The sequence below is a fragment of the Edaphobacillus lindanitolerans genome, from assembly GCF_900156305.1.
GTDB lineage: Bacteria > Bacillota > Bacilli > Bacillales_A > Planococcaceae > Bhargavaea > Bhargavaea lindanitolerans.
Map to the genome: position 1 here is coordinate 63,694 of NZ_FTPL01000005.1, position 17,265 is coordinate 80,958.

The 17,265-nt window shown below is 56.9% G+C and carries 13 protein-coding genes and 3 riboswitches; of the genes, 11 read left to right on the top strand and 2 right to left on the bottom strand.

Annotation, left to right across the window (positions count from 1 at the left end):
• Window positions 1-160: 160 nt before the first annotated feature.
• Window positions 161-1,615 (bottom strand): DHA2 family efflux MFS transporter permease subunit, encoded by a 1,455-nt coding sequence (locus B0B07_RS13985; protein ID WP_076759882.1) that lies wholly within the window; start codon window positions 1,613-1,615, stop codon window positions 161-163.
• A 311-nt stretch (window positions 1,616-1,926) separates the two neighbouring features.
• Between B0B07_RS13985 and B0B07_RS13990 the strand changes: the two genes are divergently transcribed.
• From B0B07_RS13990 to guaA, 8 genes are all read left to right on the top strand, one after another.
• On the top strand, window positions 1,927-3,384 hold the full coding sequence (locus tag B0B07_RS13990; RefSeq protein ID WP_076759883.1) for a carbon starvation CstA family protein: 1,458 nt from the start codon (window positions 1,927-1,929) through the stop codon (window positions 3,382-3,384).
• Window positions 3,385-3,800: 416 nt separating this feature from the next.
• Complete coding sequence (locus B0B07_RS13995; RefSeq protein ID WP_076759885.1) at window positions 3,801-4,505, top strand: hypothetical protein; 705 nt, start codon at window positions 3,801-3,803, stop codon at window positions 4,503-4,505.
• A gap of 216 nt (window positions 4,506-4,721) precedes the next feature.
• Window positions 4,722-6,206: a nicotinate phosphoribosyltransferase gene (locus tag B0B07_RS14000; protein ID WP_076759886.1), complete on the top strand. Its 1,485-nt coding sequence runs from the start codon at window positions 4,722-4,724 to the stop codon at window positions 6,204-6,206.
• A gap of 59 nt (window positions 6,207-6,265) precedes the next feature.
• Window positions 6,266-7,093, top strand: a complete 828-nt coding sequence (gene nadE / locus B0B07_RS14005; RefSeq protein WP_076759888.1) for an ammonia-dependent NAD(+) synthetase — start codon at window positions 6,266-6,268, stop codon at window positions 7,091-7,093.
• 150 nt (window positions 7,094-7,243) lie between these two features.
• Window positions 7,244-8,194, top strand: a complete 951-nt coding sequence (locus B0B07_RS14010) for an AAA family ATPase (RefSeq protein WP_076759890.1) — start codon at window positions 7,244-7,246, stop codon at window positions 8,192-8,194.
• On the top strand, window positions 8,191-9,387 hold the full coding sequence (locus B0B07_RS14015; RefSeq protein ID WP_076759892.1) for a DUF58 domain-containing protein: 1,197 nt from the start codon (window positions 8,191-8,193) through the stop codon (window positions 9,385-9,387). The genes B0B07_RS14010 and B0B07_RS14015 overlap by 4 nt, the downstream gene beginning before the upstream one ends.
• Window positions 9,384-11,558 (top strand): DUF4129 domain-containing transglutaminase family protein, encoded by a 2,175-nt coding sequence (locus tag B0B07_RS14020; RefSeq protein ID WP_076759894.1) that lies wholly within the window; start codon window positions 9,384-9,386, stop codon window positions 11,556-11,558. The genes B0B07_RS14015 and B0B07_RS14020 overlap by 4 nt, the downstream gene beginning before the upstream one ends.
• A 35-nt stretch (window positions 11,559-11,593) precedes the next feature.
• A riboswitch (purine riboswitch) is annotated at window positions 11,594-11,695 on the top strand.
• A gap of 104 nt (window positions 11,696-11,799) precedes the next feature.
• Entirely contained in the window at window positions 11,800-13,353 is a 1,554-nt protein-coding gene (gene guaA, locus B0B07_RS14025; RefSeq protein ID WP_076759896.1) for a glutamine-hydrolyzing GMP synthase, read from the top strand.
• Between the two features lie 130 nt (window positions 13,354-13,483).
• Here the strand turns inward: guaA and B0B07_RS14030 are convergent, their stop codons facing one another.
• Entirely contained in the window at window positions 13,484-13,867 is a 384-nt protein-coding gene (locus B0B07_RS14030) for a multidrug DMT transporter permease (protein ID WP_076759898.1), read from the bottom strand.
• A gap of 364 nt (window positions 13,868-14,231) precedes the next feature.
• A riboswitch (purine riboswitch) is annotated at window positions 14,232-14,333 on the top strand.
• Between the two features lie 91 nt (window positions 14,334-14,424).
• On the opposite strand from B0B07_RS14030, the gene B0B07_RS14035 reads away from it, so the two are divergent.
• From B0B07_RS14035 to B0B07_RS14045, 3 genes are all read left to right on the top strand, one after another.
• Complete coding sequence (locus B0B07_RS14035) at window positions 14,425-15,765, top strand: NCS2 family permease (RefSeq protein ID WP_076759899.1); 1,341 nt, start codon at window positions 14,425-14,427, stop codon at window positions 15,763-15,765.
• Between the two features lie 130 nt (window positions 15,766-15,895).
• On the top strand, window positions 15,896-16,417 hold the full coding sequence (locus B0B07_RS14040; RefSeq protein WP_076760085.1) for a DUF2179 domain-containing protein: 522 nt from the start codon (window positions 15,896-15,898) through the stop codon (window positions 16,415-16,417).
• The gene (locus B0B07_RS14045) at window positions 16,414-16,605 is read left to right on the top strand and encodes an NETI motif-containing protein (RefSeq protein ID WP_076759901.1); all 192 of its coding nucleotides are present in this window, start codon (window positions 16,414-16,416) and stop codon (window positions 16,603-16,605) included. The genes B0B07_RS14040 and B0B07_RS14045 overlap by 4 nt, the downstream gene beginning before the upstream one ends.
• Window positions 16,606-17,030: 425 nt before the next feature.
• Window positions 17,031-17,131, top strand: a riboswitch (purine riboswitch).
• The last annotated feature ends 134 nt before the right edge of the window (window positions 17,132-17,265 follow it).

Here is a 17,265-nt window from a genome sequence, read left to right on the forward strand (position 1 = left end):
GCATGCCGGACGCCGGGATGCCTGATCTGGAACCGGAGCAGAGCGGCCGGGGGCAGATGAAGCAGGCGAAAAAAAGCACCGGCGAACAATAACCGGTTTTCCGGACAAATAAAGAAGGCGGAGAAAAACAAGATGTTTTTCTCCGCCTTCTATTTTTGATTTATGATCCCGGATGAGCCACTTCGACGCGTTTGACGAACAAACCGATGATGAGGCCGATCACGGCAACGACAATCCCGAAAATAAATGCATCCTGGACACCGGATGTAAAGGCAAGCAGCGGGGTTTGCGGATTTGCCAAGTCCGCTGCAGTGTCCATGTATCTGGCTGTCCCTGCGGACAGGATCGAGATGGCAACGGCCGTCCCGATCGCACCGGAAACTTGCTGGAGTGTATTCATGATCGCCGTGCCGTCCGGGTACAGCTCACGCGGCAACTGGTTCAGGCCATTGGTCTGCGCCGGCATCATGACCATTGAGAATCCGATCATCATGAGAATATGCATGGCGATCAAAAACCCTGCCGGCGTATCGACGTCGATGGTCGAGAATCCGATGAGGGAACCGAGCACAATGAACAGTCCGGGAATGACGAGCCATCTCGGGCCGAACTTGTCGAACAGATTCCCCATGATCGGCGACAGCAATCCGTTTACCACACCGCCCGGCAACAAAAGGAGGCCCGCCGCAAATGTGCCGAGTGCCAGTGACGTCTGCAAATAGAGCGGGAGCAGGATCATCGAGGAGAGAAGGACCATCATGCAGACAAGCACAAGGACAAGTCCGATCACGAACATCGGATACTTGAACGCCCGGAGATTCAGCATCGGCTGCTTCATCCGAGTCTGGCGGATGGTGAAGAGGAGCAGTCCGATGAACCCGGCAGCAATCGATCCGATGACGAGCGGGTCTCCCCAGCCGCTTTCGCCTGCGTTGCTGAAACCAAACACGATGCCGCCGAATCCGATCGTTGACAGGACAATCGACAGCACGTCAATTTTTGGCTTCGTCAGCGTCGAGACATTCTGCATATAGACCATCCCGAATACAAAGGCTGCCACCAAGACCGGTAGGGAAATCCAGAAAATCCAGTGCCAGGTGAGGTTGTTCAGGATGAGTCCGGACAAAGTCGGCCCGACGGCGGGCGCGAAGGAGATGACGAGTCCCATCAATCCCATGATGCGTCCCCGCTTGTACGGCGGGACGATCAGCAGGATCGTGTTGAACATGAGCGGCAGCATGAGTGCGGTACCGATCGCCTGGATCACGCGTGCAGCCATGAGGAATGCGAATGAAGGGGCGATCGCCGCAATGAGCGTGCCTATTATAGAAAAAACAAGTGAAGTGCCAAACAATTGTCGCGTTGTAAACCATTGAAGAATGAGTCCCGACACGGGTACGAGAATGCCGAGCGTGAGCAAATAGCCGGTGGTCAGCCATTGGACGGTCGTCTCATGGACACCAAAGTCCCTGATCAACGTACCGAGTGCCATGTTCAATGCGGTTTCGCTGAACAAACCGATGAATCCGGCGATCAAAAAAGAGGTGATGATCGGGACCACCCGATACTGCTCGGTGCTGTCTATCTGTTGTTCCGGTTGCGTTTTGCTGTTCATAGTAACCTCCGTCTGTTGTATGGGCGACAGCCATCGGACGCCTTCATTTTGAAGTGAAGTATTCACGTAAGAGGCATCCTGTCTACGTCATTATACGGAATGGCATCGGTTTTTCTAATGAAACGCAAAAAGATTGTTTTGTTCGACTAATTCGAATAGGGGTCGGGGTGTCCTCCGATTCCATTCGGAAAAATGACCGGTGAGGATGCGGGGGGAATCCGGCATCCGGAACATAGTTTTCAGAAAATATGGTTGTAATTTACACGGGGAGGCTGATAAAATCTGAAATAAAGAAAAATGGAGGTGGGGGAATGATTACGTTTCTGCTCAGCATTCTGCTTTTGATCGTCGGGTACTTCACATACGGCAAGTACGTGGAGAAAGTGTTCGGTCCCAAAAACAATCGGCCGACGCCCGCGTATGTAAACGGGGACGGCGTCGACTACGTTCCGATGTCGACACCTAAAAATTCAATGATCCAGCTGCTCAACATTGCGGGGACGGGTCCGGTGTTCGGCCCGATCGCCGGGGCCCTCTACGGCCCTGTCGCCTTTATCTGGATCGTCGTCGGATGCATCTTCGCCGGTGCGGTCCATGATTATCTGACGGGCATGATCTCAATCCGGAACAAGGGCGCCCACCTGCCGGAACTTGCGGCGAAGTTCCTAGGGAATTTCATGAAGCATGTTGTAAACGTTTTCGCCCTGCTGTTGCTGCTCCTGGTCGGCACGGTGTTCGTCACGTCGCCGGCCATGCTGATCAATACGCTTGTTGACGGCAAAGTGGCGCTCGGCGTTATTGTCGGCATCATTTTCCTCTACTATATTCTCGCTACGCTTCTGCCGGTCGACAAGATCATCGGAAGGCTTTATCCGTGGTTCGGCGCGCTCCTGGTCGTCTCGGCGGCAGGCGTCGGGATCCGGCTGGTCATGACGGGTGCACCGATCCCTGAACTTTCATTCACCAACATGCATCCGGGCAACCTGCCGATTTTCCCGCTGATCTTCTTTACGATCACTTGCGGGGCCCTGTCGGGGTTCCATGCCACACAGACTCCGATCATTTCGCGCACGACCAAAAAGGAGAATGAAGGGCGCAAAATCTTCTACGGCATGATGATCGCCGAGGGGGTCATCGCCATGATCTGGGCAGCGGCCTCGATGAGCCTGTTCGGAGGCTACGGCGGGTTGAATGAACTGATCGCAGCCGGAGGGCCTGCCGCCGTCGTCAGCGAAGTGTCGACCCTGATGCTCGGCGCATTCGGCGGGACCCTCGCAGTCCTGGGTGTGATCGTTCTTCCGATCACTTCGGGAGACACGGCTTTCCGCGCGGCCCGGATGATCATCGCCGATTACTTCCGCCTCGGGCAGGCGAAGCTGCTGAGCCGTCTCTGGATCGCCGTGCCGCTGTTCGTCTTTTCCTATGTCCTGACGAAAATAGACTTCAACCTTCTGTGGCGCTATTTCTCATGGGCCAACGGCGTGACGGCGGTCATCGCACTCTGGGTCGGGGCGATGTATCTGTTCCTGCAGCACAAGAACCACTGGATCGCAACGGTGCCGGCCATCTTCATGACATCGATGGTGTTCGTGTATATCCTGTACGAACCGACGATGGGCTTTGGCATCGAGTTGTCCTATTCCTATATCGGCGGTGCCATCGCATCCCTCTTCATCACGGCGTCGTTCTTCATCTCGGCGCACAAGAAGCGCGGCACGGACTTCCTGCTCGATGAAGATGTCACAGCCTTCAAGGGTGTATCCCTCTGACTTGAAACCGGCACGGACAGCGGAACATTCGCTGACGTGCCGGTTTTTGATTTGGAAAATTCGTCTTCAGTCTGAAGACCGGGGAAAAGCGGGAGACTCCCTGCGGAATGCGGGATATTGCGCCCGGCCATCCAGCCCGCATTGATTGAAGCAAACGATTCTCGGACCAATCTGCCTGCGCCCGTCCCGCTTCTATCGCCGGGCGCGGGCAATGAGACCCGGGTGCAGGCGAATGACCTTTCCGTCCCTGATGAATCCGCACAGTGGAGCGCGCTGCCCGCTGTGCGGATTTCTCTTTTGGGAGAAATCAGGGCGAAAGAACCGGCGGGCATTGGAAGATTCGCCCGTACATAAACGGAACGATTGAATAGATTGATAAAGCAAGACCAAAAACGAACTGAAAGGAGGTGATAGACTTGAACAACGCAGATTTGATGAAGCACATCCAGCAGGAAATGCCGGAAATGCTGCAAAATCTCGATGCCCAAATCTCCAAAGCACGTCAGGAGGGGAAACATGACGAGGCCCGCGGTCTCCTGATGATCCGGACACGACTCGCCCAGACCGATACCGATTTGATCGACCGGCTCGTGTTTGACCTCGCCACGATCACGCTGCCGGAGAGATCGATTGTCGATCCGGATCAGATCCCGGGGGCGGCTGTGCTCAATAACGATGCCTCCGACCTGGAATGCTGCCTCGTGGACGATACCGATCCGACGCCTCCGTACGATCCATGCGGCTGCGGGCACAAGCACGGGCACAAGCACGGGCACAAGCATAAGAACGGCGCCGGCACAGACCCCGAAGCCGACGTCCGTGTCTCCGGAGAGATCAACTGGTACTTCAACTTCAGTCTCGACACGACTCTCAATAATCCATGGCAGACCTGCGAAGATGTCAACACCCTTCCGTTCTCGCTTTCGGGTTCGACCTGTGTCGGACAGACGCTGTGTGAAGACGTTGACCCGGATACATTCACTTGTCCGGACTTCTGTGACGTCATCTCCGTGGCCATCCGATGCAAAGTATGTCCGACTGCGCAGCTCTTCGTAGAAAACAAGCTGATCGTCGCTTATCTGATCATCCATGTCCTGCCCGAATGCGATGATGACGTGTGACTGAGTTCATCCTCCATCCGGTGAGCCGCTAAAGCGGGCCGTCCAGATCATCCTGGACGGCCCATTTCTTTTTATCCGGGATGATGAACCGGCGGTGCACGGGCCGGGATGCCGGGATCCATGGTTGTCCCCGTGCTGGACGGGGTATGTGGAGGACAGGGGACGTGATGGATGGTGTATACTAATCGAAAACACGTTTCGGAAGAAGGGATTTTCATGTCGACGAACTACGCAGATGACAGCCTGATGCTCCATACCGATCTGTATCAGATCAACATGGCCGAGTCCTACTGGGCAGATGGCATCCATGAGCGGAAGGCGGTGTTTGATCTGTATTTCCGCAAACTGCCGTTCGGGAACGGATATGCAATCTATGCGGGACTGGAGCGGGCGCTCGCATACTTGAATGACTTCCGGTTTACGGAAAGCGACATCGGCTATCTGCGGGATGAACTGGGTTACAGGGAGGACTTCCTGGCCTATCTGGCGGACCTCCGGTTCACGGGGGATGTGTACTCGATGGCGGAAGGAGAGGTCGTGTTCGGGAACGAACCGCTCATCCGTGTGGAGGCGCCGCTCATCCAGGCCCAGCTCATCGAGACGGCGCTCCTGAACATCATCAACTACCAGACGCTCATCGCGACGAAGGCGAGCCGGATCAAGCAGGTCGTCAAAGGCGACGTCGTCATGGAGTTCGGTTCGCGCCGTGCACAGGAACTGGACGCGGCGATCTGGGGTGCAAGGGCGTCGGTCATCGGCGGCGTCGAGGCGACGAGCAACGTCCGGGCCGGGAAGCTGTTCGGCATCCCGGTTGCCGGCACCCATGCCCATTCGATGGTCCAGGCGTATGAAAGCGAGTATGAAGCGTTCCACGCCTATGCCCGGCGGCACAAGGACTGCGTGTTCCTCGTCGATACGTACGACACGCTGAAGATCGGCGTGCCGACCGCCATCCGGGTGGCAAAGGAACTCGGGGACAAGATCAACTTCCTCGGCATCCGCCTGGACAGCGGGGACATCGCCTATCTGTCCAAGGAATCACGGCGGATGCTCGACGAGGCCGGATTCCCGGAAGCGAAGATCATCGTCTCGAATGATCTGGACGAGTACACCATCATGAACCTGCACCTCCAGGGGGCCAAGGTCGACCAGTGGGGCATCGGCACGAAGCTCATCACCGCGTATGACCAGCCCGCACTCGGAGCGGTCTATAAGCTTGTATCCGTGGAAAATTCCAGGGGTGAGATGGAAGACCGGATCAAGATCTCCTCGAGCGCCGAGAAGGTCACGACACCGGGCGTCAAGAAGGTCTACCGGATCATCGACCGTGAAAACGGCAAATCCGAAGGGGACTACATCACGCTCGCCGATGAAGAGCCTGAAAAGGAGCAGCGGCTCAAACTGTTCCACCCGGTCCATACGTTCATCTCCAAATTCGTCACAAACTTTGACGCCGTCAATCTGCACACGCAGGTTGTCCGGGACGGGGAGCTCGTCTATGAACTGCCGACACTCGATGAGATCGTCGAATTTTCCCATGCCCGGCTCGACCTGTTCTGGGACGAGTATAAACGCTCGCTCAACCCGGAAGAATATCCGGTCGACCTGAGCCAGAAGTGCTGGGACAACAAGATGCGCAACATCCACGAAGTGCGTGAGCGCATCCATGACTTTGAACTTCATGAGAAGGAAGCGGAATAAATCCGCCCGGTCCGGTTTGGTGCGGACCGTGAACAATGAACATGGAGGAGGAACCGCTGATGACTTTGCAGCAGGAGATCATAAGTGAACTGAAAGTGAAACCGGAAATCGATCCGGCTCAGGAGATCCGGGTATCGGTCGACTTCCTGAAAGCGTATGCCCGCCGGCATCCGTTCCTTGAAGGCTTCGTGCTCGGAATCTCAGGCGGGCAGGATTCGACGCTTGCCGGGAAGCTGGCCCAGCTTGCAGTGGATGAGCTGAACGGCGAAGACGGGGGAGACCGGTACAAGTTCCACGCCGTCCGCCTGCCGTACGGCATCCAGTTCGACGAGTCGGACGTCGATGACGCCATCGAATTCATCTCGCCTTCCGTCACGTACCGGGTGAACATCAAACCGGCGGTCGATGCGAGCGTGGCCTCGCTGTCGGAAGCGGGCGTCACCCTGACCGACTATGTAAAAGGCAACGAAAAGGCACGCGAGCGCATGAAGGTCCAGTACTCGATCGCCGCCATGAAGAATGCGGTCGTGCTCGGCACCGACCAGGCGGCTGAGGCGCTCACGGGCTTCTATACGAAATTCGGGGACGGCGGTGCGGACCTCATGCCGCTTTTCCGGCTGAACAAGCGTCAGGGCAAAGCGCTGCTGAGAGAACTCGGCTGCCCGGAGCACCTGTACACGAAAGTGCCGACCGCCGATCTGGAAGAAGACAAGCCTGCCCTTCCGGATGAAGTGGCCCTCGGGGTTACGTATGACCAGGTCGATGACTTCCTTGAAGGCAGGGAAATCCCGGAAGAACCACGCAAAAAACTCGAGGACCTCTACATGAGATCACGCCATAAAAGACATCTGCCGATCACGGTGTTCGACAACTTCTGGAAAGAATGAAGCAGATGGAGAAGCGCCCGCTGCCCATGGAGGGCAGCGGGTTTTTTGATCCCCGATTGACCGGCTGCCTCTCCTTCCTTTAGACTAGATCTATACTATAAATTTTCCAAATAGGACGGCCGCGAACCGGCAGGAAGACAGGTGGACCCGATGGATGAACAGCAAAAATTAATCCGTGTAATTGATAACATTGAACAGGTGATGATCGGGAAACGGGCAGTGGCGGAGCTGAGCGTGACGGCGCTGCTGTCGGGCGGCCATGTTTTGCTGGAAGACGTCCCGGGCGTCGGGAAGACGATGATGGTCCGGGCGCTGGCCAGGTCGGTCGGCGCAGACTTCAAGCGGATCCAGTTCACGCCGGACCTCCTCCCGTCGGATGTGGTCGGCGTATCGATCTACAACCCGCGGGATATGGAGTTCGAATTCAGGCCTGGACCGGTCATGGGCAATATCGTCCTGGCGGATGAGATCAACCGGACTTCGCCCAAGACACAGTCCGCCCTCCTGGAAGGGATGGAAGAGTCATCCGTGACAATTGACGGCAAGACCCTGCCGCTGCCGGATCCGTTCTTTGTCATGGCCACCCAGAACCCGATTGAATACGAAGGCACATACCCGTTGCCGGAGGCGCAGCTCGACCGGTTTTTATTCAAGATCCGGATGGGCTATCCGACCCGTGAAGAAGAGCTTGATGTGCTCCGGCGCTCCGAAGGGCAGGCGCCGATCGAGCGGATTGAACCGGTCCTTTCGCTTGAAGAACTCGTGGAAGTCCGGAGCAAGGCGGAGGAAGTGCTGATCGATGATACCGTGAAAGGGTACATCGTCGATCTTGCCGAAGCGACGAGGAACAGCCAGGATATCCGGCTGGGGGTCAGCCCGCGCGGATCCATCGCGCTCATGAAAGCGGCCCGGTCGTACGCATTCCTGCGCGGCCGCGGCTATGTGACCCCGGATGATGTGCAGTATCTCGTCCCGTATGTGTTCGGCCACCGGATGATCCTGCAGCCTGAAACCCGCTACGAAGGGATCACGGCGGAAGAATTGATCGAACGGCTCGTCATCAAGACAAAAGTGCCGGTGAGGAGAGCGGGCACACGATGAGCCGGCTCCGCAAAGCGGCGCCGGTGCTGCGCCTGGCCTGGCTGATCCTGCTCCTTGCCGGAACGTTCGCCTACGCCAAGTTCCAGGGCGGGCGGGTGAGCTGGACGGTGTTTTACATGCTGCTCCCATTCGTCCTTTATGGAATCTTGCTGTTTTTCTATCCGCTCCGGGACATCGGTTTCAGGCGGGAACTGGAAAGGCGGGAGCTTCCGTTCGGCGGGACGCTCAAAGCCGAAGTGACACTGGCACGGAAGATCCCGTTTCCGCTGCTCTATGTTTCGGCGGCTGAAGAACTCCATAACGGCGGGACGGCCAAAAGATCCGCGGTGCTCCTCCTCCTGGGTATGCGGAGGCGGAAAACGTGGCAATACGAAACCGCCCCTCTCCGGAGGGGGGAACATGTCCTGGAAGGGCTGACGATCGAGGCATCCGACTTTTTCGGCTGGATGAAGAAAAAGGTGTTCCTGCCGGGCAGGGAGACGGTCCTCGTCCTCCCGAAGATATTGGATCTGCGGCAGCTGCCGGTCTCGGCGGCGGATGACCGCGGGGCCGCCGCTTCATCCGCCGCGGCCGTCAGGGACCCCGCGTCGGCTTCCGGCATCCGCGAGTACGAGCCGGGTGACCGGATGTCCAGGATCCACTGGCCGTCTTTTGCGCGTACCGGCAGCCTGCATACGAAAGAATTCGAGGATCGGCGCTCCCAGGACCTGCTTCTCGTCCTGGACGGCCGCAGTTCCGGCACGTTTGAAGAGCAGGTGAGCCTGGCCGCGTCCGTTCTGAAAATGTCCGCTGCAGACCGTTCTGCTTCCGGTTTCGTCTCGCTCGGACCGTCCGGTGCGGCGTTCCCGCGAGTGGAAGGATTGGACGGCCACCATGAAGTTCTCCGCCACCTCGCACGCCTGCAGCCGTCCGCAGAGGGGGCGATCCCGTATGAAGGCCGAGGCCTGCTTGCGGGTGCCGCGACAATGACGATCATCACCGGCAAAATCACCCCCGGCTGGACGGATGCGCTGCTGGCGGACTGTGCCGGGCTCCGCAGCGGGATCCTGCTGTCGGTGCTCGGTCCGGGTGAACGCCCGGATGAACAAGCGCTGTCCGCAGCAAAAAAAGCGTCTGCACGCGGACTGGATGTCCGGTTTGTGACAGAGCGCGACTTTGTGGCGGTGCGAAGGGAAGAGGGGAGGGCGTCATGAACGGCAAATGGCAGAAACGGCTTTTCCTCGCCGTCATCTATACGCTCGTCTTCCTTCTCGTCCGGGAATGGCTGATCCCGATCGCCAAATTGACCGGGACCGGACATCTCGGACTGTTTCTCATCTTTGTCGGACTTTGCTTCGCCCTTCCGCTTGCCGGCACGCCCCGGTGGCTGTCGGCTTCACTGAAAGTCGTCTTTTCCGCCTGGTTCATCACCAGGGCCTACCTGGAGGGACCGACGGGCATCGGCGCGGTCCTCCGGTTCTTTGCGGAGGAATTCAGGGTGAACACACAGGCATTGCTGTCGGGGGATTTCGCGGGGATCACGGACTCGTTCCGGACCGTCCTGTTCCTCGCCCTGATCTGGATGGCGTCGTATCTGATCCAGTTCTGGATTGAAACCCGGATGTCGGTCCTCCTGTTCTACGGCATGACGCTCATCTTCATCACGGTGCTCGACACATTCAGCCCGTACCGGGCGGATGCAGCCATTCTCCGGATCCTTGTCATCGGCCTGCTCCTCGTCGGCCTATTGTCTCTTGCCAAGCTTGCGTCTGGCCAGAGCCGGATGCCGTCGCTTCCCTCGGCCGTGCTCATGGCCGTTCCGCTCGTGCTGATCGTCGGTGTGTCCGGCGCGCTGAGCCAGATGCTGCCGAAGTCCGAGCCGGCCTGGCCGGATCCCGTTCCGTTCCTGCGTTCGCTTGCGGACGGTGCAGGATCCGGCGGGCCGGGGGAAGCCGGAAAGATCGGCTATGGCGAGGACGACTCCATGCTCGGGGGTCCGTTCATCGGCGACAACACCGTCGTCTTTCAGGCCAACGTGAAAAGCGGACAGTACTGGAAAGTCGAGACGAAAGACACTTACACGATGCGCGGCTGGGTGAACTCAGCCGAAGAGCAGGAACTTATTCCGGTCGGCAACGGGACGCCGATCGCCGATCCGCTGCTCGCCGGGAAGTCCCGCGACGAGGACACGGCAGAGCTGACGATGACCCACGATTTCAAATTCATCGTCCAGCCTTACGGGGCACAGGAGCCTGCACCCGTCGAAGGCGTACAGTTCCTGAAGGAAAGCGTGACCGGGAAAGTCGTCCCGTTCCGCGACCGTGCGCCTGTTTCCCTCGAACGATATTCGGTCAGCTACAGCGAGCCGGCCTACAGTCTGACCGCCCTGCGGCAGACCATGCCGGACAAGCTGCCGGAAAGCGGCTTCGAGCGGTATCTCCAGCTCCCTGACGAACTGCCGCAGCGGGTCCGTGACCTGGCGGCCGAACTGACCGAAAACGAACCGACCCTTTACGGGAAGGCCCGTTCCGTGGAGCGGTACTTCTCGCAGAACGGCTATGTGTACGACCAGCTCAACGTCGCCTCCCCGGGGGCGGGCGATGACTATGTCGACCATTTCCTGTTTGACAGCAAGAGGGGCTACTGCGACAACTTCTCGACGTCGATGGTCGTCCTCCTGCGATCCGCCGGAATCCCGGCCCGCTGGGTGAAGGGATTCTCGGAAGGGGAGGACACCGGGCGGAAAGGGGAGACCCGACGCTTTGAAATTACAAACAACAACGCCCACTCCTGGGTGGAAGCATACATGCCGGGCGTCGGCTGGATGCCGTTTGAGCCCACCGTCGGGTTCAACGGTGCCGGCGGCATTGATTATGACCTTAATATTGATGACCAGCCTGAAGAACAGCAGGAAACCCCGGAGCAGGCCGAAAAACCCGAGCAGCAAAAAGAGGAGAAGCAGGCCGCTGCCGCCGGATCGGATTTCTGGAAATCCGCAGGGGAGTTCTTCTCCAATCACCGGAATTTCTTCTACGGCGCAGCTGCAGTCCTCCTGGCCGCGGCAGTGTTCGCCTGGCTGACCCGTTCCAAATGGCTGCCGAAATACCTGGTGGCCCGCTACCGCCGCCGGCAGTTCGACCGGGAAGGGTTTGAACGGGCATACGGCCGGCTGCTCAAGCAGCTCCGGAAGTACGGGCTGACCCGGGCAGACGGGAAGACGCTGTCCGACTATGCAGACGAGGTGGATGCCCACTTCGGCGGAACGGACATGCGCCGCCTGACCGGGGCCTACGAGGAGAACCTGTACGGCGGCCGCGAGACGGTGCCGCGCGCGGACAGCCTCCGGGAAAGTTGGGAAAATTTAATCTACAGGACTGGCGGTTGATTTTCGGCGCCCAAAACGGTAAACTGACTTAAAATCGGATAGACCGGGTCGCCCCTCATATAAGTCCGGAAATAAGGTCCGGATGTCTCTACCAAGCCACCGTAAACGGCTTGTCTATGAAGGCGGGTGCTTTTGTGCATACAGGGGCGCCCGCCTTTGTGGAGAGATGAGAACGCGCGGAAGCAGGTTTCTGCGCGTTTTTCATTTGGCCCGGTCTTCAAATGGAAAAGGTGGAATCCACATGTCCGCAGACTCACTCTTGTTGGAAGAGGAAAAGATCGTCGTCCTTGACTTCGGCAGCCAGTACAACCAGCTCATCACCCGGCGCATCCGGGAATTCGGCGTATACAGCGAGCTTCACCCGCACACGGTGACCGCGGAAGACATCAAGAAGATGAACGCAGTCGGCGTCATCTTCTCCGGAGGCCCGAACTCCGTCTACGGAGAAGGATCGTTCCGTCCGGACCCGGCCATCTTCGACCTCGGCATCCCGGTCCTCGGCATCTGCTACGGCATGCAGCTCATGGCCCATCACTTCGGCGGCAAGGTCGAACGCTCGTCCCGCCGCGAATACGGAAAATCGGAAATGACGATCACGGAAGGCGCCCGCCTGTTTGAAGGCCAGCCGCAGTCCCAGATCGTCTGGATGAGCCACGGCGACCATGTGACGGCCGTTCCGGAAGGCTTTGAACTGATCGCGACAAGCCCGTCCTGCAAGATTGCCGCGATGGAAAACACATCCCTCGGCATGTATGCAGTCCAGTACCACCCGGAAGTCCGGCATTCGATCAACGGCAACGAACTCCTCCGCGAATTCGTCTTCGGCATCTGCGGAGCGAAGGGCGGCTGGACGATCGAGAACTTCATCGATCTTGAAATCGAGAAGATCCGCAGCGAAGTCGGAAACAAAAATGTCCTCTGCGCACTGAGCGGCGGGGTGGACTCGTCTGTTGTCGCGGCGCTTATCCACCGGGCGATCGGCGATCAGCTCACCTGCATGTTCGTCGACCACGGCCTGCTCCGCAAAGGCGAAGCCGACAGCGTCATGGAAACCTTCGTCGGCAAGTTCGACATGAAAGTCGTCAAGATCGACGCGCGCGAACGCTTCCTCACGAAGCTCGCAGGCGTCTCCGATCCCGAGAAGAAGCGCAAGATCATCGGCAACGAGTTCATCTATGTGTTCGATGAAGAAGCCGCGAAGCTCACGGACATGGACTTCCTCGCACAGGGCACGCTCTACACGGACATCATCGAGAGCGGCACCGCGACCGCCCAGACGATCAAGTCCCACCACAACGTCGGCGGCCTGCCGGAAGACATGACATTCAAGCTCATCGAGCCGCTGAACACGCTGTTCAAGGATGAAGTCCGCGAACTCGGATCCCAGCTCGGCCTCCCGGATGAAATCGTCTGGCGCCAGCCGTTCCCGGGCCCGGGCCTCGGCATCCGTGTCCTCGGCGAAATCACCGAAGAAAAGCTGGAAATCGTCCGCGAATCCGACTACATCCTGCGCGAAGAAATCGCCAAAGCCGGCCTCGACCGCGACATCTGGCAATACTTCACGGTGCTCCCGGACATCCGCAGCGTCGGCGTCATGGGCGACGAACGCACCTACGACTACGCCATCGGCATCCGCGCCGTCACCTCGATTGACGGCATGACCTCTGACTGGGCGCGCATTCCTTGGGACGTCCTCGAGAAAATCAGCACCCGCCTCGTGAACGAAGTCGAACACATCAACCGCGTACTGTACGATGTGACGAGCAAGCCACCTGCAACGATTGAGTGGGAATAAACCTTAATCTGATATGATCAGCTGCAATAAAAAACCCTCTTTCTTCACATCTTTTGTGAAGAAAGAGGGTTTTTTTATAGTGGGAATTACAGAACTCGCTAGGCGAGGTCATTGCGTGAGACAGACAATTTTATTGATGGCTTAAAGGATTCGAACGCAGAACCAACGTAAACCAGACGGCAAACCCGAGATAAAGGACTGCCAAAATAGCGAACAGGAAATGAAACTGCTCCGCCAACTGCCGGAACAGGGCAAAAAAGACAACGATGTAATGCATCAGATTTCCCAATACGACAGGTTTGTTATAGATGCCGCCGATCCGGGCAGAACGGGTAAACCAGTTCAACATGGCGAACCCCAAATATAAGCCTCCGATGATTTGCAGGAAAATAAGAATAACGGGCGAAGGGTCAACCCCTAAAGCTTTTGCGATTTCTTCGGGAATAAAGGTTCCTGCCAACCCCAACACACCCATCATCACGGCACTGCTGCTCAAAAGCCATTTTGTTTTCATTTATTCCCCTCTAACTATTGGAGTTTATATAAAAAAAGGCAAACCAAAATGATTGGTAATTTAGTTTATTATATTCGACAATCCTCCGTGAAAGCCTGATTTTGATTAATCTTTTTATCATAATTTTAGTTTCGTACGGTGTTTGATCTCGTGGAACCGTGTTGAAGGTGGATGGATTGGAGTGAGGAAATCGTTAGTGTTTGAATTGCAGAAAAGATGGAAGTGCGGAACGGTATGGTTTATAATCTCGAGTCGTTTGCGCTGTATGAGGATATGGAAACGAACATTACCTTTTAAATTATGGATAATGTTCGTTTTCTATTGCGGATTTTTTATTATTCCGCTATACTCTTCTTATTATCAAACACAACATAACCCAACCCGTCGTATATCCCCGGAGATAAGGTCCGGAAGTTTCTACCGAGCTGCCGTAAATGGCTCGACTACGATCGGGGGCGTTCTCATTAATTCATGCGCCCCCATTCGTCAGGACATGCGGCTTTTCGACCCATGTCCTTTTTCTTATTCCGGGAGAGACGGGCAAAACGGAGGAAATCATGAAAAACTATTTCAATTTCGATGAGCTCGGCACGAATTACCGCCGTGAGATCATCGGGGGCCTGACCACGTTCCTGTCGATGGCGTACATCCTTGTCGTCAACCCGCTTACGCTGTCGCTTGAGTCTGTGCCGGACCTTCCGGCTGACATGCGCATGGATGCAGGGGCTGTGTTTGTGGCCACCGCGCTTGCGGCTGCCGTCGGTTCCCTTTTTATGGGGCTCATCGCCAAATATCCGATCGGGCTCGCGCCGGGGATGGGGCTCAATGCCTTCTTCGCCTACACGGTCGTCCTCACGTACGGCATCCCTTGGCAGACTGCGCTCACGGGCGTCCTGTTTTCGGGAATCATCTTTATTGTTCTTTCCTTGTCCGGGCTGCGTGAAAAGATCATCAATGCCATCCCTTCTCAACTCAAGTTCGCGGTCGGCGCGGGGATCGGCCTCTTTATTGCTTATCTCGGTTTCCAGAACTCAGGAATCATTGCGAACAATGACGCGACGCTCACCGGTCTTGGCGATCTGTCGCAGCCGGCTACGCTGCTTGCCATTTTCGGTCTGGCTCTGACCGTCATCCTCATGGTGCTGAATGTGAAGGGTGCCATCTTCTTCGGGATGCTGATCACGGCAGTTGTCGGCATGGTTTTCAAGGTCGTTCCGCTTCCTGACGGCGTGGTCGGATCCATTCCGGACGTGAGCCCGACATTCGGCGCTGCGTTCCAGCCGCTCATGAACGATCCGGGATCGCTCATGACCATCCAGTTTCTCGTCATCGTCCTCACCTTCCTGTTCGTCGACTTTTTCGATACGGCGGGAACCCTGATTGCCGTTGCCCAGAAAGCCGGGATCATGAAGGGGGACAAGCTGCCGCGTGCAGGCAAGGCGCTGCTTGCTGACTCCCTCGCAACCGTGACCGGTGCCATTTTCGGTACCTCGACGACCACTTCCTATGTCGAATCGACCGCGGGAGTGGCCGCGGGTGCCCGTACCGGATTCGCAGCCGTTGTCACCGGTGTCATGTTCCTCGTCTCGCTGTTGTTTTATCCGCTTCTGTCGGTCATTACTTCGGCAGTCACAGCCCCGGCGCTCATCATCGTCGGCGTGCTCATGGTGTCCGCGCTCGGCCTCATCGAGTGGAATCGCTTCGAGATCGCCGTGCCGGCATTTCTGACGGTCATCATGATGCCGCTCGGCTACTCGATCGCCACGGGGATTGCGATCGGCTTCATCTTCTATCCGATCACGATGATTCTCGCCGGCCGCCGCCGGGAAGTCCATCCGATCATGTACGGCCTGTTCTTCATCTTTGTTGCGTATTTCGTGTTTGTTCAGGGTAAATAACGGATAATGCCGCTCCCCAGCCGGACAGTCGGCGGGGAGCGGATTTTTTTGTTGTCCATCGGGAGGGGCATCCGATACCATTGGGGGAAGGCTGGCAGCCGGATCTTGAAAGGAGGTTCTGCCGTTGAAGATGGTGCTCATCATTTTCGCCATCAACGTCATTTACGTCACGTTCTACACGGTCCGCCTGATCCTGACGATGAAAGGCTACCGCTGGGTCGCGGCCGGGCTCAGTGTGATCGAAATCGTCATCTATGTGGTCGGCCTCGGGCTCGTGCTCGACAACCTGAACCAGATTCAAAACTTGGTGGCCTACGCGATCGGATACGGAACCGGGGTCATCATCGGCTCGATCATTGAGGAGAAGCTGGCGCTCGGCTATGTGATGGTCAACGTCATCACGGAAGACATCGAACGCAAGATGGTCCGCGTCATCCGGGAAAACGGCTATGGCATCACCGACTGGGAGGCGAACGGCCGGGACGGTTCCCGCCACGCCATGCAGATCCTTACGCCGAAGAAGTATGAACTGAAACTCTACATGCTCATCAAGGAGCTGGACCCGAAAGCATTCATCATCACCTATGAAGCGCGCAACATCCACGGCGGCTTCTGGGTGAAACAAGTACGGAGAGGAAAGTTATTTCGATGACCAAGAAGAAAACAGTCTGGTTTGAAGTGGCGGAAGGCGAATCGATCGGAGACTGCCTCGCGCGCATGGAGCAGGAAGGCTACATGGCCGCAGGCAGGAAAGAAGAACCGATCTTCGAGGAACGCAACGGCGAACCGGTCCCCGTCCGGCAGCGCATCCGGTTCAAGGGTGTATTAAGAGAAGAATGAAAACCGGAAGGGCTGCGGCTCTCCCGGTTTTTTGATGCCCGGATCTGGGCAGTGGGGCGGAATTGGACGATTGGGGGAGAGAATCGGTCTATTGGCAGGGGGAATCGGTCTATTCAGACGCATAATCGATCTGCCCGGACAACGAATCGGACGATTCAACCTTTAACAGATGGCGTCCGGATTTCTGCGACAGATGAAGTTACACCATACAATGGGCACAATTTTCACATCGGCACAGATTCTACTAAACGAATTCCGTGTGGAAATCGGTCTCTTAGCCGGCCAAATCGGACTCTTAAACAGCGGAATCGGTCTCTTTGACGGTAATCGGCCTCGAGCAACGCCTGAAAGACGAACATTTAACCTTTAATAAAATTCAACGTTCGTTTATTCCGTTGACTTCCCGCTTCTCCGCTGTTAAAATGGAAAAGGTTAAGAAATCCCCCCATATATGCTGAGGAATCGGCCTCGGCGTCTCTACCACGGCACCGGAAATGCCAGGACTATGAGGGAAAGCGGATCAAGGAATCGGAACGAAAGGTGTGGGCATCTATGTGCACAAACATCTTGTTCGAACATGTTCGGGTCCCCGGATCGATTGCTTTCCTTTAATGGAAGCAGTCTATTCGGGGACCTGTTAATTTTGCGGGAACTGCCGGA

Coding starts and splice junctions, on each gene's coding strand:
- guaA (WP_076759896.1), top strand. CDS start 11,800: ATGTCCGCAGACTCACTCTTGTTGGAAGAGGAAAAGATCGTCGTCCTT.
- B0B07_RS14030 (WP_076759898.1), bottom strand. CDS start 13,867: ATGAAAACAAAATGGCTTTTGAGCAGCAGTGCCGTGATGATGGGTGTG.
- B0B07_RS14000 (WP_076759886.1), top strand. CDS start 4,722: ATGTCGACGAACTACGCAGATGACAGCCTGATGCTCCATACCGATCTG.
- B0B07_RS14045 (WP_076759901.1), top strand. CDS start 16,414: ATGACCAAGAAGAAAACAGTCTGGTTTGAAGTGGCGGAAGGCGAATCG.
- B0B07_RS14010 (WP_076759890.1), top strand. CDS start 7,244: ATGGATGAACAGCAAAAATTAATCCGTGTAATTGATAACATTGAACAG.
- B0B07_RS13985 (WP_076759882.1), bottom strand. CDS start 1,615: ATGAACAGCAAAACGCAACCGGAACAACAGATAGACAGCACCGAGCAG.
- B0B07_RS14015 (WP_076759892.1), top strand. CDS start 8,191: ATGAGCCGGCTCCGCAAAGCGGCGCCGGTGCTGCGCCTGGCCTGGCTG.
- B0B07_RS13990 (WP_076759883.1), top strand. CDS start 1,927: ATGATTACGTTTCTGCTCAGCATTCTGCTTTTGATCGTCGGGTACTTC.
- B0B07_RS14035 (WP_076759899.1), top strand. CDS start 14,425: ATGAAAAACTATTTCAATTTCGATGAGCTCGGCACGAATTACCGCCGT.
- B0B07_RS14020 (WP_076759894.1), top strand. CDS start 9,384: ATGAACGGCAAATGGCAGAAACGGCTTTTCCTCGCCGTCATCTATACG.
- B0B07_RS14040 (WP_076760085.1), top strand. CDS start 15,896: ATGGTGCTCATCATTTTCGCCATCAACGTCATTTACGTCACGTTCTAC.
- nadE (WP_076759888.1), top strand. CDS start 6,266: ATGACTTTGCAGCAGGAGATCATAAGTGAACTGAAAGTGAAACCGGAA.